This window comes from Arthrobacter sp. NPDC058127 (assembly GCF_042884555.1).
GTDB lineage: Bacteria > Actinomycetota > Actinomycetes > Actinomycetales > Micrococcaceae > Arthrobacter.
Genome location: NZ_JBHVTT010000001.1, coordinates 344,944 through 369,003, shown reverse-complemented (window position 1 = coordinate 369,003; position 24,060 = coordinate 344,944). Strand labels below are relative to the sequence as shown.

The 24,060-nt window shown below is 63.5% G+C and carries 23 protein-coding genes; 20 read left to right on the top strand and 3 right to left on the bottom strand.

Going from position 1 to position 24,060, the window contains the following annotated elements; all coding sequences use genetic code 11:
* Positions 1-8 precede the first annotated feature (8 nt).
* Positions 9-1,169: an acyl-CoA dehydrogenase family protein gene (locus tag ACFVTG_RS01745; protein ID WP_390277492.1), complete on the top strand. Its 1,161-nt coding sequence runs from the start codon at positions 9-11 to the stop codon at positions 1,167-1,169.
* A gap of 45 nt (positions 1,170-1,214) precedes the next feature.
* On the opposite strand, the gene ACFVTG_RS01740 is transcribed toward ACFVTG_RS01745, so the two are convergent.
* Positions 1,215-1,448 carry a DUF5703 family protein gene (locus ACFVTG_RS01740; protein WP_059389241.1) on the bottom strand — a complete coding sequence of 78 codons (234 nt, stop codon included), beginning with the start codon at positions 1,446-1,448 and terminating at the stop codon, positions 1,215-1,217.
* Between the two features lie 39 nt (positions 1,449-1,487).
* Between ACFVTG_RS01740 and ACFVTG_RS01735 the strand changes: the two genes are divergently transcribed.
* The gene (locus ACFVTG_RS01735) at positions 1,488-1,760 is read left to right on the top strand and encodes a hypothetical protein (RefSeq protein WP_059389240.1); all 273 of its coding nucleotides are present in this window, start codon (positions 1,488-1,490) and stop codon (positions 1,758-1,760) included.
* Between the two features lie 59 nt (positions 1,761-1,819).
* On the opposite strand, the gene ACFVTG_RS01730 is transcribed toward ACFVTG_RS01735, so the two are convergent.
* Positions 1,820-2,752 (bottom strand): aldo/keto reductase, encoded by a 933-nt coding sequence (locus ACFVTG_RS01730; RefSeq protein WP_284755623.1) that lies wholly within the window; start codon positions 2,750-2,752, stop codon positions 1,820-1,822.
* Positions 2,753-2,804: 52 nt separating this feature from the next.
* Here ACFVTG_RS01730 and ACFVTG_RS01725 point away from each other — a divergent pair, with 52 nt between their 5' ends.
* Positions 2,805-3,638 carry an undecaprenyl-diphosphate phosphatase gene (locus ACFVTG_RS01725; protein ID WP_284755621.1) on the top strand — a complete coding sequence of 278 codons (834 nt, stop codon included), beginning with the start codon at positions 2,805-2,807 and terminating at the stop codon, positions 3,636-3,638.
* Positions 3,639-3,654: 16 nt separating this feature from the next.
* Positions 3,655-4,953 (top strand): cysteine--1-D-myo-inosityl 2-amino-2-deoxy-alpha-D-glucopyranoside ligase, encoded by a 1,299-nt coding sequence (mshC, locus tag ACFVTG_RS01720; protein WP_390277489.1) that lies wholly within the window; start codon positions 3,655-3,657, stop codon positions 4,951-4,953.
* A 73-nt stretch (positions 4,954-5,026) separates the two neighbouring features.
* On the opposite strand, the gene ACFVTG_RS01715 is transcribed toward mshC, so the two are convergent.
* Entirely contained in the window at positions 5,027-5,932 is a 906-nt protein-coding gene (locus tag ACFVTG_RS01715) for a PAC2 family protein (RefSeq protein ID WP_284755619.1), read from the bottom strand.
* 119 nt (positions 5,933-6,051) lie between these two features.
* Here ACFVTG_RS01715 and ACFVTG_RS01710 point away from each other — a divergent pair, with 119 nt between their 5' ends.
* From ACFVTG_RS01710 to ACFVTG_RS01635, 16 genes are all read left to right on the top strand, one after another.
* Positions 6,052-6,783, top strand: a complete 732-nt coding sequence (locus ACFVTG_RS01710; RefSeq protein WP_284755617.1) for an HAD family phosphatase — start codon at positions 6,052-6,054, stop codon at positions 6,781-6,783.
* Complete coding sequence (locus ACFVTG_RS01705) at positions 6,784-7,953, top strand: site-2 protease family protein (protein WP_284755615.1); 1,170 nt, start codon at positions 6,784-6,786, stop codon at positions 7,951-7,953. It begins immediately after the preceding gene.
* 118 nt (positions 7,954-8,071) lie between these two features.
* Entirely contained in the window at positions 8,072-9,124 is a 1,053-nt protein-coding gene (locus ACFVTG_RS01700) for a tRNA (adenine-N1)-methyltransferase (protein ID WP_269997809.1), read from the top strand.
* A gap of 101 nt (positions 9,125-9,225) precedes the next feature.
* Positions 9,226-11,040 carry a proteasome ATPase gene (gene arc, locus ACFVTG_RS01695; protein WP_390277486.1) on the top strand — a complete coding sequence of 605 codons (1,815 nt, stop codon included), beginning with the start codon at positions 9,226-9,228 and terminating at the stop codon, positions 11,038-11,040.
* A gap of 50 nt (positions 11,041-11,090) precedes the next feature.
* Positions 11,091-12,707 (top strand): depupylase/deamidase Dop, encoded by a 1,617-nt coding sequence (dop, locus tag ACFVTG_RS01690; RefSeq protein WP_390277931.1) that lies wholly within the window; start codon positions 11,091-11,093, stop codon positions 12,705-12,707.
* A 122-nt stretch (positions 12,708-12,829) separates the two neighbouring features.
* Positions 12,830-13,033 carry a ubiquitin-like protein Pup gene (locus ACFVTG_RS01685; RefSeq protein ID WP_234749319.1) on the top strand — a complete coding sequence of 68 codons (204 nt, stop codon included), beginning with the start codon at positions 12,830-12,832 and terminating at the stop codon, positions 13,031-13,033.
* 78 nt (positions 13,034-13,111) lie between these two features.
* Positions 13,112-13,921 (top strand): proteasome subunit beta, encoded by an 810-nt coding sequence (prcB, locus tag ACFVTG_RS01680; protein ID WP_390277484.1) that lies wholly within the window; start codon positions 13,112-13,114, stop codon positions 13,919-13,921.
* Position 13,922: 1 nt separating this feature from the next.
* Positions 13,923-14,630 carry a proteasome subunit alpha gene (gene prcA, locus ACFVTG_RS01675; protein WP_284755612.1) on the top strand — a complete coding sequence of 236 codons (708 nt, stop codon included), beginning with the start codon at positions 13,923-13,925 and terminating at the stop codon, positions 14,628-14,630.
* 1 nt (position 14,631) lies between these two features.
* Complete coding sequence (gene pafA / locus ACFVTG_RS01670; protein WP_390277480.1) at positions 14,632-15,996, top strand: Pup--protein ligase; 1,365 nt, start codon at positions 14,632-14,634, stop codon at positions 15,994-15,996.
* 110 nt (positions 15,997-16,106) lie between these two features.
* Positions 16,107-17,051: an FKBP-type peptidyl-prolyl cis-trans isomerase gene (locus ACFVTG_RS01665; protein WP_284755609.1), complete on the top strand. Its 945-nt coding sequence runs from the start codon at positions 16,107-16,109 to the stop codon at positions 17,049-17,051.
* Between the two features lie 49 nt (positions 17,052-17,100).
* Positions 17,101-17,496, top strand: coding sequence for an FKBP-type peptidyl-prolyl cis-trans isomerase (locus ACFVTG_RS01660; RefSeq protein WP_059389230.1), 396 nt, complete (start codon positions 17,101-17,103; stop codon positions 17,494-17,496).
* A 95-nt stretch (positions 17,497-17,591) separates the two neighbouring features.
* Positions 17,592-19,628, top strand: a complete 2,037-nt coding sequence (locus tag ACFVTG_RS01655; protein WP_390277478.1) for a helix-turn-helix transcriptional regulator — start codon at positions 17,592-17,594, stop codon at positions 19,626-19,628.
* Between the two features lie 9 nt (positions 19,629-19,637).
* Positions 19,638-19,988: a hypothetical protein gene (locus tag ACFVTG_RS01650; protein WP_284755606.1), complete on the top strand. Its 351-nt coding sequence runs from the start codon at positions 19,638-19,640 to the stop codon at positions 19,986-19,988.
* 32 nt (positions 19,989-20,020) lie between these two features.
* Positions 20,021-20,287, top strand: coding sequence for a Sec-independent protein translocase subunit TatA (tatA, locus tag ACFVTG_RS01645; protein ID WP_234749305.1), 267 nt, complete (start codon positions 20,021-20,023; stop codon positions 20,285-20,287).
* Positions 20,288-20,335: 48 nt separating this feature from the next.
* Positions 20,336-21,130, top strand: a complete 795-nt coding sequence (gene tatC / locus ACFVTG_RS01640) for a twin-arginine translocase subunit TatC (protein ID WP_284755645.1) — start codon at positions 20,336-20,338, stop codon at positions 21,128-21,130.
* A 24-nt stretch (positions 21,131-21,154) separates the two neighbouring features.
* Complete coding sequence (locus ACFVTG_RS01635) at positions 21,155-24,052, top strand: RNA helicase (protein WP_284755605.1); 2,898 nt, start codon at positions 21,155-21,157, stop codon at positions 24,050-24,052.
* Positions 24,053-24,060: the final 8 nt, after the last annotated feature.

The window sequence follows — 24,060 nt, the reverse complement described above, 5'->3', positions numbered from 1 at the left end:
AGAACGCTGTGACTCCCGAGGAGATCCTTCCGGACGAGCTGCTCCGCCGCATCCGGGGCCGCGCCGCGGGCTATGACCGGAACAACTCGTTCTTCCACGAAGACCTTGAGGAGCTCGCTGCGGCGGGTTACCTGAAGATCTTCGTCCCGGAGTCCGACGGCGGACTGGGGCTCGGACTCGAAGCCGCGGTGGCGCTTCAGCGCCGGCTCGCGACGGCCGCCCCGGCCACAGCGTTGGCTGTCAACATGCACCTTGTCTGGACCGGCGTCGCGCACGTCCTGGCGGCCCGCGGCGACGACTCCCTTGACTTTGTCCTCAAGGAGGCCGGACAGGGCGAGGTCTTTGCGTTCGGGATTTCCGAGCCGGGGAATGACTCCATGCTCTTTGATTCAGGGACTACGGCGGAACCGCAGCCAGGCGGCGGGTACAGCTTCACCGGGCGGAAGATTTTCACGAGCCTGTCGCCGGCGTGGACCCGCCTCGGGATCTTCGGCAAGGACAGCGGAGCGCGGGAGGGGAGCGGAGAGCTGGTTTTCGGCTTCATCCAACGCGACGCCCCGGGCCACGAGACGCTGGGTGACTGGGACACCCTGGGCATGCGGGCCAGCCAATCGAACACCACGCTCCTCCATGGCGCCGTGGTACCGGCGGAACGGATCTTCCGGAAACTGCCCGTGGGACCCAATCAGGATCCGTTGATCTTTGCGATCTTCGCGTGCTTCGAAACGCTGCTCGCCGCCGTCTACACGGGCATTGCGGAGCGCGCGTTCGCCCTGGCGGTCGAGGCCGCCAAGCGCCGTACCTCCGCCAAATACGGCGGCCGAAGCTTCTCGCAAGACCCGGACATCCGCTGGATGATCGCCGACGCCGCCATGGCCATGGATTCCATCCAGCCGCAGCTGGCGTCAGTGGCCCGTGACGTGGATGCCCTGGTCGATCACGGGACGCAGTGGTTTCCTAGGTTCGTGGGCCTCAAGGTGCGGGCCACGGAGAACGCCCGGAGCATGGTGGATGTGGCCATCCGGGTTTCCGGAGGCTCCAGCTATTTCCGTGGCTCGGAACTTGAGCGGCTGTATCGCGATGTGCTGGCAGGGATCTTCCATCCCTCCAATGACGAGTCTGCGCACAACACCATAGCCAACGCGTGGCTCGGCCCGCTCGAAGGCTAAAACGCTCAAAGCCGGAGCGGGGAACCCGAAAACACGGCGTTGCAGCTACACGGTGCGCTGCACGTTGAGGACTCTACGGCGCAGCCAGAACCGGCGACCGCCGCCGATGTAGAGGATGCTCCGCTCCAGTTCCCACTTGCCGTATTCGGAGTGTTCCACGAGCCGACGCCGCGCCTCGGGCAAGGAATCGTCGGGGCTCACGGTCAGTACGAGATACTCGTACTGCCTTGCGTAGTCCCGCTGACGCTCCACTGAACTGCTCAGAAATTGTTCTCTCATCCCTCTCCATTTTCGTCTTTTTCGGGCTAACGTGAAGTCATGAGCATCGATCCGCGTGTCGCGCTTCAGTCATTGACAGCCGCCTTGGAAGAGCACCTGATTGCCGCTTCCGCCCGCCGGGGCGAAGGAGATCCCACTGTGGAGGCAGCGTTTTTCGCCGTCGCAGATGCCTTTGAGGTATATGAGGACTCACTATACGAGGCCTACTCGGAAGTCACACCCCTTCAGGTGTTTGACGACGATGAAGAAGATGACGACGAGGACAACAATGAACTCCTCGATGAAGACGAGCTGGAGATCCTCGACCAGTGATGCCGACCAGTAATGCCGGGCCAGTAGTGCCCGATGGTAATGCCCGAGTTTCAGCTAAGTCAGATCGCTGAAACGTCTTCCAGTGCCCGCGAAATTTCGGCGGGAAGAGGCGCCAGCTGCGCATCGAGTAGTTCCTTGAGTTGGATCGCATTGCGTGCGCCCACGACGGCCGTGGATACTCCCGGGCGGGAGAGCAACCAGCTCAGCGAGACGTCGACGGCGGACCGTCCCAAGCCGCGCGCGGCCATTGCCGCGGCTTCGACGATCCTTGCCCCCCGCGCGTCGAGGTACTTTTCGACGTAGCCGCTCAGGCGGTCTTCAGCGGCCCGTGATTCAGTCGGAATCTGTCCACGGTATTTGCCGCTGAGAACTCCGCGTCCGAGGGGCCCCCACGCCATGAGGCCGAGTCCGGCATCCTCGATGGCGGGCACCAGTTCGTCTTCGGGCTTCCGGTGCAGGAGCGAGTATTCGGATTGGTTGGCCACCACGGTGAATCCCGCGACGGCTGCGGCCTTGGCGGTCTGCCAGCCGTTGTAGTTGGAGATGCCGACGTACCGTGCTCGTCCCGAGCGCAGGGCAAGGTCCAGGGCGGAAAGTGTTTCGTCCAGGGGAACGTTGCCGTCCCAAGCATGCGCGAACCAGATGTCTACGTAATCCGTCCCCAAGCGGGCAAGGCTCGCGTCGAGTGCGGACAGCATGGAACCGCGGGAGGCATCGACGCTGCGCCGGCTGTCCGACGTCGAGACGCCCGCTTTCGTGGAGAGGACAACCTCCGAGCGTGCCACAACGTCCCCCAGCATCGAACCCAGGAGAGCTTCGGCTTGTCCGCCTGCGTACGAGGCGGCGGTATCGATCATGGTGCCGCCCGCCGCGATGAAGGTATGGAGCAGCTCCCGTGCATCCTGTTCGTCCGTTTCTTCCGCCCAGGACATAGTGCCCAGGGAGAGGGTGGACACCCGAAACCCACTGTTTCCGACGTAACGCTGCTGCATAGCTGATAGCTTACGGGGAGATCGGGTAGATCATGACGTAGGGTCTATTCACGTGAACTGGATAGAAGCAGCCTTCCTAGGCCTCGTGCAGGGCCTGACAGAATTCCTTCCGATTTCTTCAAGCGCACACCTGCGAATTGTCGGGTCGTTCCTGCCTAATGCAGCGGATCCAGGTGCCGCTTTCACGGCTATTACGCAGCTGGGCACCGAGACGGCCGTCATCGTCTTCTTTTGGCGGGATATCGTCAGGATTCTGCGCGCTTGGTTCGGATCGCTGCGCGGCAAGGTCTCCAGGGACGATCCCGACGCGCGCATGGGGTGGTTGGTCATCCTCGGCAGCCTGCCCATCATCGTGCTCGGCTTGCTCTTCCAGGACCAGATCGAGTCCGTCCTGCGCAGTCTGTGGATCGTGGCAACCATGCTCATCGTCTTCGGCATGATCCTCGCGGTAGCCGACGCCGTTGGCCGCCAGGAACGCGAGCTGAGCCAGTTGACCGTCAAGCACGGCATCCTTTACGGGCTGGCACAGGCCATGGCGCTCATCCCGGGCGTCTCCCGCTCCGGCGGAACCATCACCGCCGGCCTGTTGATGGGGTACACGCGGGAAGCGGCCGCACGGTATTCGTTCCTGCTGGCCATCCCTGCCGTCTTCGGCAGCGGCCTGTACCAGCTGTACAAGGTGGTTTCGAAAGAAGGAATCTCCGGGCCTTTCGGCTTGCCGGAAACATTGCTGGCCACGGTCATCGCGTTTGTTGTGGGCTTCATCATCATTGGCTGGTTCCTCAAGTTCATTTCCACCCACAGCTACCGTGTCTTCGTGTGGTATCGCATTCTCCTTGGACTCGCCCTCTATGTATTGCTCGGTTTCAATGTCATCAGCGCCTAGCACTATGGTTGAGGCTGTGAAATCGTGGATCTCCCGCCCTGTGCCTGAACTACCCGGCAGCATGCCCCCGTTGAGGCTGTTCGATACCGCCCTCAGGGCCCTGGTGGAAGTCGAGCCACGCGCGGAGCAATCCATGTACGTCTGCGGCATCACGCCCTACGACGCCACCCACATGGGCCACGCGGCCAGTTACGTCGCCTTCGACCTGCTCAACCGGGTGTGGCGGGACAGCGGCCAGCGGGTTGCGTACGTCCAGAACGTCACCGACGTCGACGATCCCCTCCTGGAGCGCGCCACCGCCACCGGCGTTGACTGGCGGGAGCTGGCAGCGAGCCAGATTGAGCTTTTCCAGACTGACATGGACGCCCTCAATGTGTTGGCTCCGAATTACTACATCGGAGCCGTCGAGGCGATCCCGATGATTGTTCCGGCTATCGAGAAATTGATTGCGGACAAGCTCGCCTACCGCGTACACGGCACCGGCGGCGAACCCGACGGCGACGTCTATTACGACGTCGAAGCAGCCGGCAAGGCGTCGGATAGCCCGGACGCGTGGACACTCGGCGACATCTCGGGGCTCGGCGAAGTTGAAATGCTGGAACTTTTCGCCGAACGAGGCGGCGATCCCGGCCGCTCCGGCAAGCGAAATCCCCTTGATCCTTTGCTATGGCGCGTGGCCCGCGACGGCGAGCCGAGCTGGCCGGGCGCAAGCCTCGGTGACGGACGTCCCGGCTGGCATATTGAATGTACTGTCATCGCCCAGAAGTACCTGCCAGCTCCCTTCACTGTGCAGGGCGGCGGATCTGACCTCGTCTTCCCGCACCACGAAATGGGCGCCGGACACGCGTATTCGCTCAGTGGCATCCCTTTGGCACGCCACTACGCCCACGCCGGAATGGTTGGCCTGGACGGCGAAAAGATGAGCAAGTCCAAGGGCAACCTGGTGCTGGTATCCAAGCTCCGTGCCGCGGGCGAAGAGCCCGCAGCAATCCGCCTGGCGATCCTGGCCAACCACTACCGCTCGGATTGGTCCTGGACCGATGAAGGATTCGCCCAGGCCAAGGAACGGCTCAACACGTGGCGGGCCGCCCGGGACATCGCTCCTGAGGGAACAGCGGCGGAGCTGCTGACGCGGATGCGTGCCGAGCTCGCCAACGACCTCAATGCTCCGGGTGCGATCGCCGCCGTCGACGCCTGGGCTGCGGCGGCCCTCGCCGACTCGCACCGAGCCAATCCTGAAGGGGCCCAGCCCAGCGCCTTGGATTCCGCCCTGGTGAGCGACGCGATCAACGGATTGCTCGGCGTCGAGCTCTAATATCTAAACAACGCGGGGTCACTTACGGCCCATAATGTCCCCTTGGACGGGCCGTAAGTGACCCCGCGTTGGGTTAGGGTTTGTCCTTGCCCCTGCGCTTGAGGTAGCGCTCGAATTCGCGCGCGATGGATTCGCCACTCGCCTCCGGCAGGTCGGCCGTGTCCTTGGCCTCCTCGAGCTGCCGCACGTAGGCGGCGATTTCGGGGTCTTCAGTGGCCAGTTCGTCCACGCCGCGCTCCCACGCCTCGGATTCCTCGTTGAGGGCGTGGGTGTCCAGGGGCACTTGGAGCAGGTCCTCGATCCTGTTCAAGATGGCGAGTTGCGCTTTGGGGGAAGGCGGTTGGGCGACATAGTGCGGCACGGCCGCCCACAGCGACACGGTGGGCAAGCCCGCGAGCAGCGCGAATTCCGCCAGTACCCCCACAATGCCGACCGGCCCCTCGTATTGCGAAGCCTCGAGGTTCAAGCGCTGCCGCAATCCGCTGTCGTCCGAGGTGGTGCTGACAGGGATCGGGCGGCTGTGCGGGACATCGGCCAGAAGGGCGCCGATCAACACCACATAGTCGACTTTGAGCGTTTCGGCATGGACCAGAAGCTCGGCGGTATAGGCGCGCCAGCGATAGGAAGGCTCGGTGCCGAGCACGAACACCACATCCACGTTGCTGTCCGGGACGCTGGCCTTGTACAGGCGCGTGGAAGGCCATTTGACCTTGCGCGTCCCGGCTGCCGTGCGTCGCACGGTCGGCCTGGTGAACTGGAAGTCGTAGTAATCGTCGGCATCAACGGATGCCACTTTCTTTCCCTGCCACAACTTGTTCAAGTAGTGCAGGGAATCGCTGGCCGCCTCGCCTGCGTCGTTCCAACCTTCGAAAGCCGCCAGCATCACGGTGATGCGCTGGCCTTCGGCTACAGGCTGGAGAAGGCGCTCAGGCTCCGGTGAAGTGGCCTGTCCGTCAGGGGCTCCGTCCAAACTGTTCATTCACTCACCCTACGTCCAACACCGCCACCGATGCATGGCGTGAGGGGACCGGCGTGGCCATACTTCGCCCCGGGCGTAGAACGGCAATTGCCCGCTCTCCTTCCACGTAGACTTTAGGCATGCTTGCTTCAGCCACCCAGCCCCTGCTCAAAGCCGCGCTATGGGACATGGATGGCACCCTGGTGGACACCGAGCCGTACTGGATTGCCGCAGAGCGCACCCTCGTGGAGTCCTACGGAGGCGCCTGGAGCCACGAACAAGCCATGCAGCTCGTAGGACAATCGCTCATGCACTCGGCCGGCATTCTCCAAAGGGCTGGAGTGGACTTGGAAAAGCGGGAGATCGTTGACTCCTTGAGCGCCCAGGTCATCGACCGCCTCCGCGTCGAGGTGCCGTGGCGGCCCGGTGCCAAGGAGTTGCTTGACGAGCTGTATCAATCGGGCGTCCGCTGCGCCCTCGTGACAATGTCCGAAGGCCCGATGGCGCGGGAAGTCGTCGCCAACCTCCCCAAGCCCTACTTCGAGTTCCTCATCACCGGGGACACCGTCAGCCAAGGAAAACCCCACCCCGAGGCTTACCTCGCCGCCGTCGAGCGACTCCGGGACACGGACCCCGGGCTGACTGCCGATCACTGCGTCGCTCTCGAGGATTCCGTCCCGGGAGTCGCGTCCGCGATCGCCTCCGGGGTGGTCACGGTGGGAATTCCGCACCAAATGCCGTTGCCTGAGGATCCTCGCCGTGCAACCTGGGACACCCTCCAGGGACGGAAGGTCTCCGACCTTGAAGCGCTTGTCGCCGCCCGCGCTTCCGCCAACATGCCCGCCGCGGCTTTCCTTGGACAGGCAAACTAAGTGAGCACTCCCCGGAACGGTGGCCACAGCACACGTAGCAGCAGGAAGGACGGCATTCCACTCGGCCGCATCGCGGGAATCCCCGTGTATCTTGCGTACTCCTGGTTCATCATCGCCGCGTTCACGGTGATCGTCTATGGACCAGCGCTGCTCATCCGGAACCACTCCTTGGGAATCGGCGCCTACTTCGTTGCCTTTGCCTACGCACTCCTCCTCGCGCTCTCCGTGCTCGTCCACGAACTTGCGCACGCTTTGAGCGCCAAGGCCTTCAACTGGCCCACAGAGAAGATCGTCCTGAATCTCTGGGGCGGGCACACCCAGTTCGAGAGTTTCATCGCTTCCCCGGGCCGCTCGGTGGTTGTTGCCTTGGCAGGACCCGCGGCCAACTTTGTCCTTGCGGGCGGTGCCTGGCTATTGCTGCAGGCCGGTGTCTTCACCGGGGTAGGGGACACGCTGACGAACATCCTCATGTGGGCCAATTTGCTGATCGGCATCTTCAATGTCCTCCCGGGCCTGCCTCTTGACGGTGGTCGCCTGGTGGAGTCCGCGGTATGGAAAGTGACCGGCAGCCAGGAAAAGGGGACGGTGGCGGCTGGCTGGGCCGGACGGGTCATCGTGATCGTCCTGGTTGTTTGGTTCGTCGTACTGCCAGTTCTGAGTGGAAATACCCCCGATCTCAGCCTTATGCTCATCACCTTCCTTGTTTGCAGCTTCCTGTGGATGGGCGCCTCCGGTGCGATCAAGCAGGCCACGCTCCGCGGCCGACTCCCTTTGGTGAGTGCCTCAGCTTTGGCCGAACCCGCCGTCGGGATTCCGAACTCGGCCACCGTCGCCGACGTCTTGCGCGTGGCACCCAACGGCACTCCCGCCGTCGTGATCTGCGGACCGGATGGGCGGCCGCAGGGTCTCGTCGATCCGCATGCCACGGCAGCCGTGCCGCCCTCTGAGGTGTACACAACGCTTGTGACCGCAGTCTCGACCCCGCTCGCCGACGGCGCCTACGTCCCCTGGACGTCCAGCGGCCAGGAACTGATCCAGTATTTGGCGCAGCTCAGCGGCGCCGAATACGCCGTCGTGGACGAACGCGGTACGGTCATGGGCCTGCTACGGCAGCAGGCCGTAGTGACAGCCATTACAGGTAAAGTAGCCCGGCGGAGCGGACGCCCATAGGACCTTCCCGGTAGAGTTACCTGCCGGCCGTGAAATAACCCGGCCGGCAGTGCGCATCACTAAGCAGTAACTGCGGCAACAAATGACGGCACAGCCGTACAGGAGCGAGGAATCACCCATGAGCAGCGAAACCGCCGCCAACTACACGGCCACCGGTGCCGCCAACACCGCCATTCAGCCGACCGGTGCGGCACGGCGCCGAGGGCCGTTCCGTGTTGGCGAGCGGGTTCAACTCACGGACGAACGCGGCCGGATGAATACGATTACCTTGGAAGAAGGCGGCGCCTTCCATACGCACCGCGGCTTCCTCAACCACGACGAAATCATCGGCCAGGTTGACGGCTCCGTGGTGGCCAACAACATCGGCCAGCAATACCAGACGCTCCGTCCGCTGCTCTCGGACTTCGTGCTGTCCATGCCCCGCGGCGCCGCAGTGGTCTACCCCAAGGATGCCGGCCAGATCGTCACCATGGCCGATATCTTCCCGGGTGCCCGCGTCGTGGAAGCCGGCGTTGGTTCCGGCGCCCTTTCGATCTCCCTGCTTCGTGCAGTGGGCGACGGCGGTTACCTGCACTCTTTCGAGCGTCGCGAGGAATTCGCCGACATCGCCCGCGGCAACGTGGAAACCATTTTCGGCGGTCCGCACCCGGCCTGGAAGATCTCGCTGGGCGACTTCCAAGAAGAAGTTGTCCGCAGCGAAGAGCCCGGATCCGTGGACCGTGTGGTGCTGGACATGCTCGCTCCGTGGGAATGCCTCGACGCCGTAGCGACCGTTCTGGCCCCTGGTGGCGTGTGGATCAACTACGTGGCCACGGTGACCCAGCTGTCCCGTACCGCCGAAGCCATCCGCGCCGACGGCCGCTTCACGGAACCGGACGCCTGGGAGTCCATGGTCCGTGGCTGGCACCTTGAGGGCCTTGCCGTCCGTCCCGACCACCGCATGGTGGCCCACACCGGCTTCCTCCTGGTGACCCGTCGCCTCGCCGACGGCGTGACCGGGATCTCCGTCAAACGGCGTCCCTCCAAGACGGAGTTCAGCGAAGAGGACCTGAATGCCTGGACACCGGGAGCCGTGGGAGAGCGCGCTGTTTCCGACAAGAAACTGCGGCGGGCGGCACGGGATGCGATTGCCGGCACCAACGTCAAGGACGACCCCACACCTGCTCCCTAAGGAAAGATCACAAACTGGTCCGCATTCCGGATGTCACAGGTTTCCCGACGCTTTTGAGGGCTAAGGTCTATTTATAGAAAGCGGGAAGGAGCTGATGCTTCGTGGATACGTCGAACAATGACTTCGGGCGAACAACACCGGAGGAGCCATCGAACAAGGCTGTGACTGAGGGAAAAGCGGGACACGGGAGTGGGGCAATCCAACCGGTGGACGACTCCGCGGAACTCACCGTCGCGGAACGCCAGATAAACATCCTTCGAGACAAGCTGCGCCACATCGACCGTCAGCTTGCCGCCGCCACCCAGAACAACACCAAGCTTGTGACCATGCTGGAAACGGCGAAGGCCGAAATCCTGCGGCTCAAAGGCGCCCTTGAGCAGGACGGCCAACCGCCGTACAGCTTCGGGACCATCTTGCAGATCAATCCCAGGCGCCAGCCGACGGCGGGCAGCACCGGCCAGGCGGCCACTGAGGAATCGGTTGACATCTTCAATGCCGGCCGCAAGATGCGCGTGGGCGTCAGCCCGCTCGTGAACATCAACCAGCTGGCGGTTGGACAGGAAGTCCTCCTCAATGAGGCCCTGCTCGTGGTGACCGGCCTGGGCTATGAACGGGCAGGCGAACTCGTCACGCTCAAGGAAATGCTCGGCACGGACCGCGCCCTCGTAGTGGGCAGGGCCGATGAAGAGCGGGTAGTCCGGCTTTCAGGCGCCTTGCAGAAGGTGCACCTGCGCGTCGGTGATGCCTTGTCGCTGGATTCCCGCACGGGCTACGCCTTGGAGAAGGTGCCCCGGGCAGAGGTCGAAAACCTGGTCCTTGAGGAAGTCCCGGATATTACCTACGAGGACATCGGCGGCCTAGGCCCGCAAATCGAACAGATCCGTGACGCGGTGGAACTCCCGTTCCTGCACCCGGACCTGTACCGCGAACACGGGCTCAAAGCGCCCAAGGGCATCCTGCTTTACGGTCCTCCGGGCTGCGGCAAGACGCTGATCGCGAAGGCCGTTGCCAACTCGCTTGCCGCCCGCGCCTCCGAACGGGCCGGCAACGTGGACCTGAAGAGCTACTTCCTGAACATCAAGGGACCTGAACTCCTTGATAAGTACGTGGGCGAAACAGAGCGGCACATCCGCCTGATCTTTGCGCGCGCCCGGGAGAAGGCCTCGGATGGCAGCCCCGTGGTGGTGTTCTTCGACGAGATGGACTCGCTGTTCCGCACCCGCGGCACCGGTGTCTCTTCCGACGTCGAAACAACCATCGTCCCGCAGCTCCTGAGCGAGATCGACGGCGTCGAACGGCTGGACAACGTGATCGTGATCGGCGCCTCGAACCGTGAAGACATGATCGATCCGGCGATTCTTCGTCCCGGCCGGCTGGACGTGAAGGTCAAGATCCAGCGGCCCGACGCCGAAGCGGCCGCCGACATTTTCGCCAAGTACATCACCACTGACCTTCCTTTCCACGCGACGGATCTGGCGGAGCACGGCGGCGATGTCCAGGCCACGGTCGACGCCATTATCCAACGCACCGTTGAAGCCATGTATTCGACGGAGAAGTCCAACGAGTATCTCGAAGTCACCTACGCCAACGGCGATACCGAGATGCTCTACTTCAAGGACTTCAATTCCGGAGCAGTCGTCCAGAACGTCGTGGACCGGGCCAAGAAGTACGCCATCAAGGACCTCCTGCTGACCCAGCAGAAAGGGCTGCGGATAGACCACTTCCTGCGCGCCGTCGTCGACGAATTCCGCGAACACGAGGACATGCCCAACACCACCAACCCGGATGACTGGGCACGCATCTCGGGCAAGAAGGGCGAACGCATCACCTACATCCGCACCATCGTCCAGGGCAAGGCCGGCCAGGAGCCCGGGAAGTCGATCGAAACGACTCCCAACACCGGCCAGTACCTGTGACGGCCCGGCCGGAAGGCCTGCCTTCGGACAAGCTTCCCGTGGGCGGGGCCATGCGGGTCATGGGTTCGGAAACTGAATACGGTATCCATTCGCCGTCCGCACCGGGGGCGAACGCCACGATGATGTCCGCACGGATCATCCAGGCCTACGCCAACCTCACGCGTCAGCGCGCGGCCGGTGGCGCTGAGACCCGCTGGGACTATACGGACGAAGAACCGCTGCATGACGCGCGCGGTTGGACGGTGGAGCGCAGCGCCGCCGATCCCAGCCAGCTGACTGACAGGCCCCCCGTGCTCGACGCCGAAGCCGTCGCGCTGGCATACGGCCGCCAGGAGCTGGAGGCCGACGGCGGCGACGAGTCAGGATCGTTGCTGATGAACATGGTCCTCGGCAACGGGGCCCGGCTCTACGTGGACCATGCCCATCCGGAGTATTCCAGCCCCGAGGTCACGAATCCCCGTGACATCGTCGCGTGGGACGCGGCTGGCGACCTCGTTGCCCTCGCCACGGTTCGGAAGGTGGCAGCCGATCCCGATTTGCCGGCCATCAATCTGTACAAGAACAACACCGACAACAAATCGGTGTCCTACGGTTCCCACGAGAACTACCTCATGCCGCGTTCCGTGCCTTTCGGGGACATTGTCCGAGGCCTGACACCGTTCTTCGTCACGCGCCAGGTCATCTGCGGTGCAGGCCGGCTCGGCAAGGGCCAGGACGGTTCAACTGCCGGGTTCCAGATCAGTCAACGCGCGGATTTCTTCGAAGCCGAGGTGGGGCTGGAAACCACTATCAGGCGTCCGATCATCAATACCCGGGATGAACCGCACGCCACCGCCGACAAGTATCGGCGACTGCATGTCATCATCGGCGACGCCAACCTGAGCCAGGTGTCGAACTACTTGAAGTTCGGCACCACGGCTTTGGTCCTGAGCCTTATCGAAGCGGGCCAGGCTCCGAAGATCGAAGTACATGAGCCGGTGGCGGGCCTGCAGGCAATCAGCCACGACACTTCCCTGACTGCCACCGTCAGGCTGCTCGACGGACGGCGCGTGACAGCCCTTGACATCCAGTGGATGTACTACGAGGCTGCGGCAAAGCTTGGCCAGGAAACCGGGGTCTCCGATTCCTTCAGTGGAGACGGCCACACTCGTGATGTCCTGGAGCGTTGGGAGTCGACGCTGGGGCTCTTGGGGAGCAACCCCGCAGGTGCCGCGTCTTCTGTCGAATGGCTGGCGAAGATGTCCCTGCTTGATGGCTACCGGAACCGTGACGGTCTGGAATGGAACGATGCCCGGCTGGGCCTTGTCGATTTGCAATGGTCCGACGTGAGGCCGGAAAAAGGCCTGTACTACCGCATGCTTTCCCGCGACCGCATGCAGACTATCGTCGACGACGCCGCAATCAACCGGGCCGTCATCGAACCGCCGTCGGATACCCGCGCATATTTCCGCGGGAAGTGTGTTTCCAGCTTTGGCAAGGACGTGGTCGGCGCGAGTTGGGATTCGGTCATCTTCGACGTTCCCGGGATCGGGAAACTTCAGCGGGTGCCCACCCGGGAACCCCTCCGCGGCACGGAAGCACTCACGGGCCAGCTGTTCCGGAAACACGCAACAGCGGGCGCATTCCTCCGTGAATTGCTCGGCCTGGACCCGGCCCCGCCCGCGTGAACGGCAAGCTGACGAAAGGCTGCCAAACGGGCCCTTAAAACCGCAGCGTCGCGGCCCGGCCCGTGGCAGTATGGCATTACAGGAAGTCCCCGTAGCCGGGGATGGACAGAATGGAGAAGGAAATGGCAGCTCAGGAGCAGCAGCAACCGCAATCGCGGGACGTCGAGGCAGAGGCCGACGCCCCCGAGGCGCCGCCCGCAGCACCGGAGGCACAGGCCTCGGTCGCCACGCAGGGCGTGGACGATCTCCTCGACGAAATCGACGGCGTCCTTGAGTCGAACGCTGAAGAGTTCGTGCGGGCATTTGTGCAAAAGGGCGGCCAATAGCGAGCCGCCAGCTAAGCCAAGGGCCCGGCCGGCGCGAGGCCGCCGGGCATCGGATGTCAGAGTCGAAGGAGCGCAGCAATGCAGGATCCATCAGCCGGCCACCTGGCCACCCAAGCAACGTCTTCGTTCATAGAGCATCTGCAACGCTCCAGGCCTGAACTCCTCCCTTTCAATCAAGCGCTGCCCGCGGGACAGATTCCGCCGGTGCCCCATGCCACAACGATCGTCGCCCTCAGTTACCCCGGCGGCGTCCTGATGGCCGGGGATCGGCGTGCCACCATGGGCAACGTGATCGCCAGCAGGCACATCGAGAAGGTCTTCCCGGCCGACGAATACTCGGTCCTGGGAATCGCCGGGACGGCAGGCCTGGCCATCGACATCACCCGGTTGTTCCAGGTGGAACTGGAACACTACGAGAAGATCGAAGGCACGCTGCTGAGCTTGGACGGCAAAGCCAACCGGCTTGGAGCCATGATCCGGGGAAACCTGCCGATGGCCATGCAGGGTCTCGCGGTGATCCCCCTTTTCGCCGGATTCGACCAGGCGGCCGGCGTGGGACGGCTTTTTTCCTACGACGTCACAGGCGGACGGTACGAGGAATTGGAGCACCATTCGGTCGGCTCCGGTTCCGTCTTCGCTCGTGGCGCCTTGAAGAAGCTGTGGCGGCCGAACCTCACCGAAGACGAGGCCGTCGCCGTCGCGGTTGAAGCCCTCTATGACGCTGCCGACGACGACTCCGCCACGGGCGGTCCGGATCCTGTCCGGCAGCTCTGGCCGGTGGTGTATACCGTCAACCGCGCCGGTGCCCGCCGGGTGTCGGAACGGGAGTTGGCGGCGATCGCTGGATCCATTGTTGAATCGCGCGCAGTTGCCGGACGGGAGGCCTGAGATGACCCAGCAGTTTTATGTTTCGCCCGAGCAGCTGATGAAGGACCGCGCGGACTTCGCGCGGAAGGGCATCGCCCGTGGCCGTTCCGTCGTCGTGATCAGTTGCGCCGACGGGATCGCGTTGGTGGCGGAAAACCCTTCGCCGTCGCTCCATAAGATCGGCGAGATCTACGACAAGATCGCCTTCGCCGCCGTGGGCAAGTACAACGAGTTCGAGAGTCTTCGGCAAGCGGGTGTCCGCTACGCCGACGTCCGCGGCTATTCGTACGATCGCGAGGACGTCACGGCCCGCGGGCTCGCGAGCGTCTACGCGCAGAGCCTTGGCGCCGTCTTCACGGCGGAACAAAAGCCGTTCGAAGTCGAGCTTGCGGTGGCCGAGGTGGGGCACACGCAGGGCGATGACCATCTTTATCGCCTGACCTTCGACGGCTCGATTGCCGACGAGAACGGTTTTGTGGTGATGGGCGGCTTGGCAGAGCAAGTAGCCGAGACTGTGGCCCACGGTTGGAAGGCTGACCTCAACCTGGCCGGCGCACTGCGCCTGGCCGTCAAGGCGCTTGCCACGGACAAGGAAGTGGACGCCCTGCCCGGCACCGCCGTCGAGGCCGCAGTGCTGGACCGAAGTCCGGAAAGCGGGCGCGGATCCCGGCGGGCCTTCCGTCGGCTCCGGGCGGAAGAAATCACGCAGCTGCTGGCAGGGGAGGCCTGAGATGGACAAAAGGATATTCGGGATTGAAACCGAGTTCGGTATTTCGTATTCGAGCCCGGACTCACGGCCACTGGCCCCCGAGGAAGTCGCCAGGTACCTGTTTCGCAAAGTAGTGAGCTGGGGCCGTTCCTCCAACGTCTTCCTCACGAATGGTTCGCGCCTGTACCTGGATGTCGGTTCGCACCCGGAGTACGCCACTGCGGAATGCGACGACCTCGCGCAGCTGATCGCCCACGACCGGGCCGGGGAGCTCATTCTCGATGACCTCGTTGATGAAGCGCAGGCGCGGCTTGCGGCCGAGGGATTCAACGGAACGGTCTACCTGTTCAAGAACAACACCGATTCCGCCGGCAATTCCTACGGCAGCCACGAAAACTACCTGATTCCCCGGCGGGGTGAGTTCTCGCGGCTCGCCGAGATCCTCATTCCTTTCCTCGTCACTCGGCAGCTGATCGCCGGTGCGGGCAAGGTCCTGAAAACACCCCACGGTGCCACCTTCGCGTTCTCCCAACGTGCCGACCACATCTGGGAAGGCGTGTCTTCAGCGACGACGAGGTCCCGCCCGATCATCAACACCCGTGACGAGCCGCACGCCGATGCCGAGTTCTTCCGCCGTCTGCATGTGATCGTGGGCGATTCCAACATGTCCGAGACCACCGCCCTGTTGAAGGTGGGAACGGTGGATCTGCTCCTCCGCATGATTGAGGCTGGAGTGATCATGCGGGACATGCGCATGGAGAACCCCATCCGCAGTATCCGGGAAATCTCCCACGACCTGAGCGGTAAAGCCCTGGTGCGACTGGCCAACGGCAGGCAACTGACGGCCTTGGACATCCAGCGCGAGTACCTTGCAAAAGTCAGCGCCTTTGTAGCATCAAACGGAGCACACAATCCGCACGTACCCCTCATCTTGGACCTTTGGGAGAGGACGCTGGACGCGATCGATAGCGGCGACACCAGCGGAATAGACACGGAAGTGGATTGGGCCATCAAGAAGAAGTTGATGGATGGATACATGCGTCGCCATGGAATCGGCCTCGATTCCTCGAGGATCGCGCAACTGGACCTGACTTATCACGACATCTCGCGCAAGCGCGGGCTCTTCTTCCTGCTCCAGTCACGCGGTGCGGCACGGCGCCTCGTCGCCGACACGGACATCAAGGATGCCGTGGATGCACCGCCGCAGACCACCCGGGCAAAACTCCGTGGCGACTTCGTCCGGCGCGCCCAGGAACTCGGCCGCGACTACACGGTGGACTGGGTCCATTTGAAGTTGAACGACCGCGCGCACCAGACGATTTTGTGCAAGGATCCTTTCCGCAGCGTCGACGAAAGAGTGGATGCCCTCCTGGACTCGATGAGCTGACTCCCAGCTTCACCAGCTATTCTGGAGGTTGGCCTTTTAACAGGCCGCTACGCGCATGGCCGAGCCTGGCCCGGCCATGCCCTCCTTTTGCCCCGACGAAAGTTCAATTTGTGCGACGTCTACTAGCAATTCTTATCCCTGGCCTCTTGCTGCTCACCGCCTGCGGCGGAAGTCCGGCAACAACAGCAACCCCGGAGCCCACCAGTCAGTCCGCCGGCGATGTCGCCAAGCTGGATTCCCTCAAGGTCTCCGACAATGGAGACAAGAAGGCGCCCGGCCTGGAATTCAACAAGCCGTTGGACGTAACGCAGCCGACCATCAAGATGGTCAGCGACGGCACCGGCGACAAGGTGAAAGCCGGTCAGGTGGCGCAGATCACCTACATTGCCGTGGATGGCAAGGATGGCAAGACCCTCGAGGACACTTTCCCGACCGGGTCCCAGCCCGTCGAACTGAACGACCAGCTCAAGACCGGCAGCGCTGTGCTTTACAACGCTCTGGTCGGTGCGAAGGTGGGCGCTGACATCGCTTTCGCCGTCCCCGGAACCGCGGCGTCGGCTGAAGCAGCGGCTACGTCATCCCAGCTCGTGGTCTTCAAGATCACCGGCGTCAAGGACGCAGTCAAGCCCCTGGACAAGCCCGAGGGCGATACCGTAACTCCGCCCGCCGGCCTCCCCACGGTCAAGGTCGATGACAAGGGAATTCCGCAGATTTCCGTTGACGGCGCAAAGGCCCCGCAGGCCCTCGTCTCCCAGGATCTCATCAAGGGCAAGGGCGCAGTCGTCAAGGAAACAGACACGCTGACGGTCAACTACGTCGGCGTCACCTTGGCTGATGGCAAGAAGTTCGACTCCAGCTACGACAAGGGCCAGACCGCCAGCTTCGCGCTGAACGGCGTCATCAAGGGCTGGACGCAAGGCCTTGCCGGCAAGACTGTCGGCTCCCGTGTCCTCCTGGTGATCCCCAAGAGCCTCGCATATGGCGACACCGCCGCAGCCCAGGGCCAGCCTACGGGCGATCTGGTCTTCGTCGTGGACATCCTCGGCGCCCAGTAACCTTCCGCAAACTTCCACAACACTGTCCCTATCAAATTGAGGAGTACCCATGTCATTTGGTCAGCGTGATTACGACCGCACGAAGCCCGAGATCGACTTCCCGGAGGGCGACGTCCCCACGGAACTCGTTATCAAGGACATCATCGTTGGTGACGGCGCCGAGGCTCAGGCCGGCGACACCGTCTCCACCCACTACGTTGGCGTTGCCTGGTCCACCGGCGAAGAGTTCGACGCATCCTGGGGCCGCGGCGCGCCGCTGGACTTCCGCGTGGGCGTCGGCCAGGTCATCCAGGGTTGGGACCAGGGACTGCTTGGCATGAAGGTCGGCGGCCGCCGTCGCCTCGAGATCCCTTCCGAACTTGCGTACGGCTCCCGAGGCGCGGGCGGGGCCATCAAGCCCAACGAAGCCCTGATCTTCGTAGTGGACCTCGTGGCGGTCCGCTAGGTTTCGCAGCATAGGAAGGCGCGTCCGCAGTCGGAGAAATCCGGCCGCAGACGCGCCTTCCGCCTTTGCCGGAGGAATTTAGTAACGTTGCAATCGTGTCCGCATCACGTACCGAACGACTCCTGAACCTGCTGATCGCCCTCCTGAACACGAAATACGGGCTGTCCCGGGCCGTTCTCAGGGAGAAGGTCTACCATGACGCCGGCGCCAGCGACGTCGCGTTCGGACGCATGTTTGAACGCGACAAATCGGACCTGAAGCAGTTTGGCTTCGACATCGAAACGCTCTTCGACCACGGGTTCGGCTCGGACGATCCCGCGTCGGCCCGCTATCGCATCGGCAAGGAATCCAATCGCCTGCCGTATGTGCAACTGACCCCGGCGGAGGGCACGGTGTTGCTTCTGGCTGCGCAGCTGTGGGAACGCGCGGCCCTTGGCTCGGCCGCTGCAAGCGCGCTACGGAAGCTGCAGGCTTCCGGCGACCTTGCCGACGTCGAACTCCCTGCCGGTGTCCAGCCGCGCATCAAGCCCGCCGGCCAGGCCTTTGACGACATCATCGCGGCCATGAACGGCCAGCACCCCGTGAGTTTCGGCTACCGTGCCGCCAGCACCGGAAAGGACGAACGCCGCCTGGTAGAGCCTTGGGGCCTCGGGAGCCGCTTCGGCCAGTGGTACCTAGTGGGATTCGACCGGGGCCGGAAGGCGAAACGCTTTTTCCGGCTGTCCCGGATGACGAGCGATGTCCATGTTGAGGCCGGTCAGCACTGCGAGATACCGCCAGGGTTTGATACCCGCGCCGAATTGGATGGCCTCAGTGAACTTCCCTTGCAAGAGGCCCATCTCGACGTGGCCGAAGGCCGTTTGCTGGGTCTTCGGAAGCGTGCGGTGGATGTCACAGGGGCCGCCGCCACCAGCGGCTCCCAGTCGGGCATTGACCGCCTGTCCGTGCCGTTCCGGGACAGCGAGCTGCTCGCCGAAGAACTGGCCTCTTATGGTCCCCACGTCCGCGTGGCCGGACCTCCCGAGCTGCGCGGCGCCGTGATCCGCCGCCTTGAAGCTGCCGCCGCGTTCGCCTCGAGCCCCGCCGTCGATATCCACTTCCCGAACGCCGGACCTGCGCCGCGGGCCCGCAAGCGGACCTCGGAAGACCAGCTCAACCGCATGCTGCAATTGGTCCCTTTCCTTGTCCATAACCAGGGCCTGCCCATCCAGGAAGTCGCGGACCGCTTCGGTGTCACCCGCAACGAACTGGTGGACGATCTGACGATACTGATTTGCTCCGGCCGCCCCGAAGGGTATCCGGACGACTTGTTTGATATCGATTGGGAAAACGAGCACGTCTACATCCGCGAGCACCTCGAACTCAACCGGCCCATCCGCTTCAGCGTGGACGAGGCTTGCGCCCTGCTGACGGGCTTGGCCACCCTGGGCGGGCTTCCCGCCCAGGCCGGCATGTCCGAGGACGAGCAAAGCGGAGCCCTGGAGTCCGTGACCCTGAAGCTCACCGGCGCGGCGGGGGAGGCCGGCCGTTTGGCAGCGGCCGTCGCCGGCCCACCCGTCACCCCGGCCGACGCCGGGGCCTTCGACACCATCACCCGCGCGATTCAGTCGGGGCATCAATTGCGGCTTCGCTACTTGTCACAGCAGCACGACTCTGTTTCCGAGCGGGACGTCGACCCCTTCCGGCTGTATTCACTGGACAACACCTGGTATTTCGAGGCGTACTGCCACAGCAAAGCCGGACTGCGAAACTTCCGCCTGGACCGCATCGAGGAGATCGTGCCCAACGGCCGTCTGGTTTCCGAGGGCGCCGGGACTGAGCAAGGCGTTCCGGTGAAGCTGTACACGCCCAACGACGACGACGTGGTTGTCGTCCTCCAATTGACCCGGCAAGGCGCCGGGCTGGCGGATGACTATTATGCTGAGCGGACGGCTGTGCTCCCTGACGGCGGCTTGCTCGCCGAGGTCCGGTTCGGAAATGCTGACTGGTTGCCGATGTTCGTTGCGCAGCACGGTGGTGCGGCCCGCATTTTGCAACCCTCCGAGCTGGCGGACGCTTCTGCAGCGTGGGTGGCAGCGGCCCTCCGGCAGTACAAGCAAGCGGACCCGATACAAACTGTGAAGGCTGGTTAGACTACTCAAATGCCTTGGTGGTCCTGGATCCTTCTGTGGGTCGCTCTCGTTGCGGTCTCGCTGCTCTGCTACGTCCTGCTGGGCATACGCCTTTTCCGGAAGTTCATGGCCACGGTGCATGAATTGAGTGCCGCAGGGGAGCGGCTAGGGCACCGCACGTACCTTCCTGAACGCGCCGACGACGACGGCGGGGCTTCAGTGAAAGTGTTCGGTGCGGCTGTTTTTGCCTCACCGGAAGAGATGCGTCATGATTACGTGACGGCCAAGGCCTCCCGCCAGGAAGTGCGTCGCCAAAAGCGCGTTAAGCGCAAAGCAGAACGGGGCCAACCCCAGTCTCTGCACGACATCGAATTCAGTTAGACGTAGGATGTATTCCAACGAAAGGACTTCCCGTGGGACGACTATTTGATGGCCCTTGGCCAATTGTCATTATCATCATCGTGGCCCTGCTGCTGTTTGCGGCACCCAAGCTGCCCGCAATGGCCCGTAGCCTCGGCCAGTCGATGCGCATCATCAGATCCGAAGTCAAGGAAATGAAGAACGACGGCAAGCCGGCGGCCAAGGACGACACGGACCCCGTTGAAGGCAAAGTGGTCAACCACCCCGAAGCGAACAAGAGCGGCAACGACACTGACGTTCCGCCCGCAAACCGTAGCTAAGCAGTAGTGGCAACGAAGACGGGCCGCAAAGCCAACCCCGAAGGGCGGATGGCGCTCCTAGACCACCTGAAGGAGCTTAAGAACCGGCTGATCAAGTCTGCCATCGGCGTTCTCCTCGGCGCCGTGGCAGGGTGGTTCCTCTATGAGCCTGTGGTTAACAGCCTGTCGGATCCGTTGGTCAAGATCGCCCAGGAGACCAAACGGACCGCGGTCCTGAACTTCGCGAGCGTGGGGGATCCCTTCGACTTCAAGCTCCGTATAGCCATCCAGATCGGCCTGGTGCTCTCCAGCCCCGTCTGGATCTACCAGGTCTGGGCCTTCATCACGCCCGGCCTGACCAAGAAGGAGCGCCGCTACACGCTCGGGTACATGGCCGCCGCGGTGCCGTTGTTCCTGGCTGGCGTATACGTCGCATGGACGGTCATTCCAAACGTCGTGCGCGCGCTGCTGCAGTTCACACCGCAAAACGGTGCCAACAACATCGACGCATCCCAGTACCTGACGTTCGCCACGCACATGCTTCTTTTCCTCGGCATTGCGTTCCTGGTACCGGTGGTGTTGGTGGGCGTCAACATGGCAGGTGTCTTGAGCGGCAGGACCATCCTCAAGGCTTGGCGCATCACGGTCTTCCTCGTGTTTGTCCTCGCGGCCGTTGCCGCGCCCGGTGCGGACGCGCTGTCGATGTTCATGCTCGCCGGTCCCCTCCTTGCCTTGTTCTTTGCCGCGATCGGGCTCTGCATGCTGAACGACAAACGGCGTGCGCGCCAACAGTCGAAGATCACCGCTGAGACGGAAGCCACTGCCGACGTCGCCACACCTGCCTCCGATCTGGAGAATCTGTAGTCTCACGGCCACTAGGCTTGAAGCATGTCCTCCAATTCAGGGGCCCTTTCGCCCTCAGAAGCCTTTCAAGCCGCAGCGCAGCGGAGTGCTGAGTCGAAAACCTATCTAGGCACCTTTGCCCAGTCGCTGGAGTTCGAACTTGACGCTTTCCAGCGTGACGCGTGCCGTTCGCTCCAGGAAGGCAAGGGAGTGCTGGTGGCGGCGCCCACCGGGGCCGGGAAGACAATCGTGGGCGAGTTTGCCATCTACCTGGCGCTCGAACGCGGGCTCAAGGCGTTCTATACGACGCCCATCAAAGCACTGAGCAACCAGAAATTCTCCGAGCTCTCGGCGAAGTACGGTGCCTCAAGCGTGGGACTGCTGACTGGTGACACCACCATCAACGGCGAGGCTCCGATTGTGGTGATGACCACTGAGGTTCTCAGGAACATGCTGTACGCGGACTCGGACACCCTGGGGGACCTTGGCTACGTGGTGATGGATGAGGTGCACTACCTGGCAGACCGCTTCCGCGGCGCAGTCTGGGAAGAAGTGATCATCCACCTGCCCAGCGAGGTGCAAGTGGTTTCCCTCAGCGCCACGGTGTCCAACGCGGAAGAGTTCGGCGCGTGGCTTGACACAGTGCGCGGACACACGGACGTCATAGTCTCCGAACACCGTCCCGTCCCCTTGTGGCAGCACGTCATGGTAGGGCGTGAGATCGTCGATCTCTTCGCGGGGGATACCAGCTTTGACGAGATCGCTCCGGAGGCGCCAGACGGCGAAGCGCCCGCGCCGGAAGTAGTGCGCGAGCCTGAGCGGAATCCCCTGCAGCGGGAATTCGAGGTCAACCCGGAACTATTGTCCATGGCCCGGGCGGAAAGCCAGATGAACTTCCGTGGCCGCTTTGGCCATGGCGGACGCAGCCGCCGCCGGCAGGACCGCCAGCGCGACAACACTGCCGGGGAGCAGCGCAGTCCGGTGCGCAAGGCCAGCCGGCCCCAGATCATTGCGAGCCTGGACCGCCAAGGACTGCTACCGGCCATTACCTTCATCTTCTCCCGTGCCGGCTGTGACGGGGCAGTCGCCCAGTGTGCCGCCGCCGGGCTGTGGCTCACAACGGAGCGCGAGCAACAGATCATCGCGTCCCGGGTCGATGAGGCCAGCCGCGAGATTCCCGCCGACGACCTCGATGTCCTGGGATTCTGGAGCTGGCGTGACGGACTGCTCCGCGGGCTCGCTGCACACCACGCCGGTTTGCTGCCGACCTTCAAGGAAGTCGTGGAGACGCTCTTCGCCGATGGCCTGGTGAAGGCCGTTTTTGCCACGGAGACCCTCGCGCTGGGCGTCAACATGCCAGCCCGCTGCGTTGTCCTGGAGAAGCTCGACAAGTTCAACGGCGAAGCACATGTCAACATCACCGCGGGGGAGTACACCCAGTTGACCGGGCGTGCCGGAAGGCGTGGAATCGACGTCGAAGGCCACGCCGTGGTCCTTTGGCAACCGGGTACTGATCCCGCCGCCGTCGCCGGCCTCGCTTCGCGGCGCACCTATCCGCTCAACTCGAGCTTCCGTCCCACGTACAACATGAGCATCAACTTGATTGCCCAGTTCGGCCGGCCCCGGGCACGGCAAATCCTCGAGTCGTCGTTCGCCCAGTTCCAGGCGGACCGCTCCGTGGTGGGGCTGGCCCGGCAGGTTCGAAGCCGCGAAGAGTCGCTGGCCGGCTATGCGGAATCCATGAAGTGCCACCTGGGCGACTTCACCGAGTACGCCAAACTCCGGCGGGACCTTGGCGAGGCCGAGCAGTTTGCCTCACGCAGCACCTCGCGGGCCCGCAAATCGCTGACCGTGGACTCCTTGGCCCGGCTCATGCCCGGCGACATTGTCAAGGTTCCTGGCGGGCGCACGCCGGGTTACGCCGTCGTGCTCAACGCCGATCCCAACTCGCGTGAACCGCGGCCCGCTGTCCTGACGGAAGACAATCAGTTGCACAGGATCGGTGCCCACGAAGTCGAGGGGCCGGTTGCTCCTGTGTCCTGGATCCGGATTCCCAAGTCGTTCAACGCGAAGCTGCCCAAATCCCGTCGTGATCTGGCATCCGCCATGCGGAACGCCGTGCGCGAGGGACGTCCGCCGGCCCGCGGCACGAACCGGAGCGAGGACTTCGGCCGGGCACGTTACATGCCGGACCAGGAAAAGAAGATCGCGGACCTCCGCCGGGCACTGCGCGCCCATCCTTGCCACGGCTGCAGCGAGCGCGAGGACCATGCCCGTTGGGCCGAGCGCTGGTGGAAACTGCGCCATGAAACCGATGGGCTCGTGCGGCAGATCCAGGGCCGTACCAATACGATCGCGAAGACATTTGACCGCGTCTGCGATGTCCTCGCCGCCTACGGTTACCTCCAGACGTCCGACGCCGGCCATGTCACCATCAGCGCGGACGGCCAGCGCCTGCGCCGCATCTACGGCGAAAAAGACCTGCTGATCTCGCAATCCATACGGCAAGGGGCCATCAAGGACCTCGATGCCGCCGAGCTGGCCGCGCTGGCCAGCACGATGGTCTACCAAGCCAAGCGCGACGATCGCGGCCTGCGGCCCAAAATGCCGTCCGTATCCCTCGAAACATCCGTGGACATCGTGGTGCGTGAGTGGTCTGCGCTGGAGGACGTCGAGGACAAGAACAGGCTGCCGTTGACCGCTGAGCCGGAACTGGGACTCGTGTGGCCCATCTTCAAATGGGCCAAGGGCCGCCATCTTCAAGAGGTTCTCAGCGGCACCGACCTCGCTGCGGGCGACTTTGTGCGCTGGGCGAAGCAAGTGATCGACCTGTTGGACCAGATGGCCAAGATTCCAGGGCTCGAACGGCGCCAGACCAAGATGTGCCGCGAGGCGATCGACTTGGTCCGCCGCGGCGTCGTCGCGTATTCCAACGTCTCCTGACCCACCAC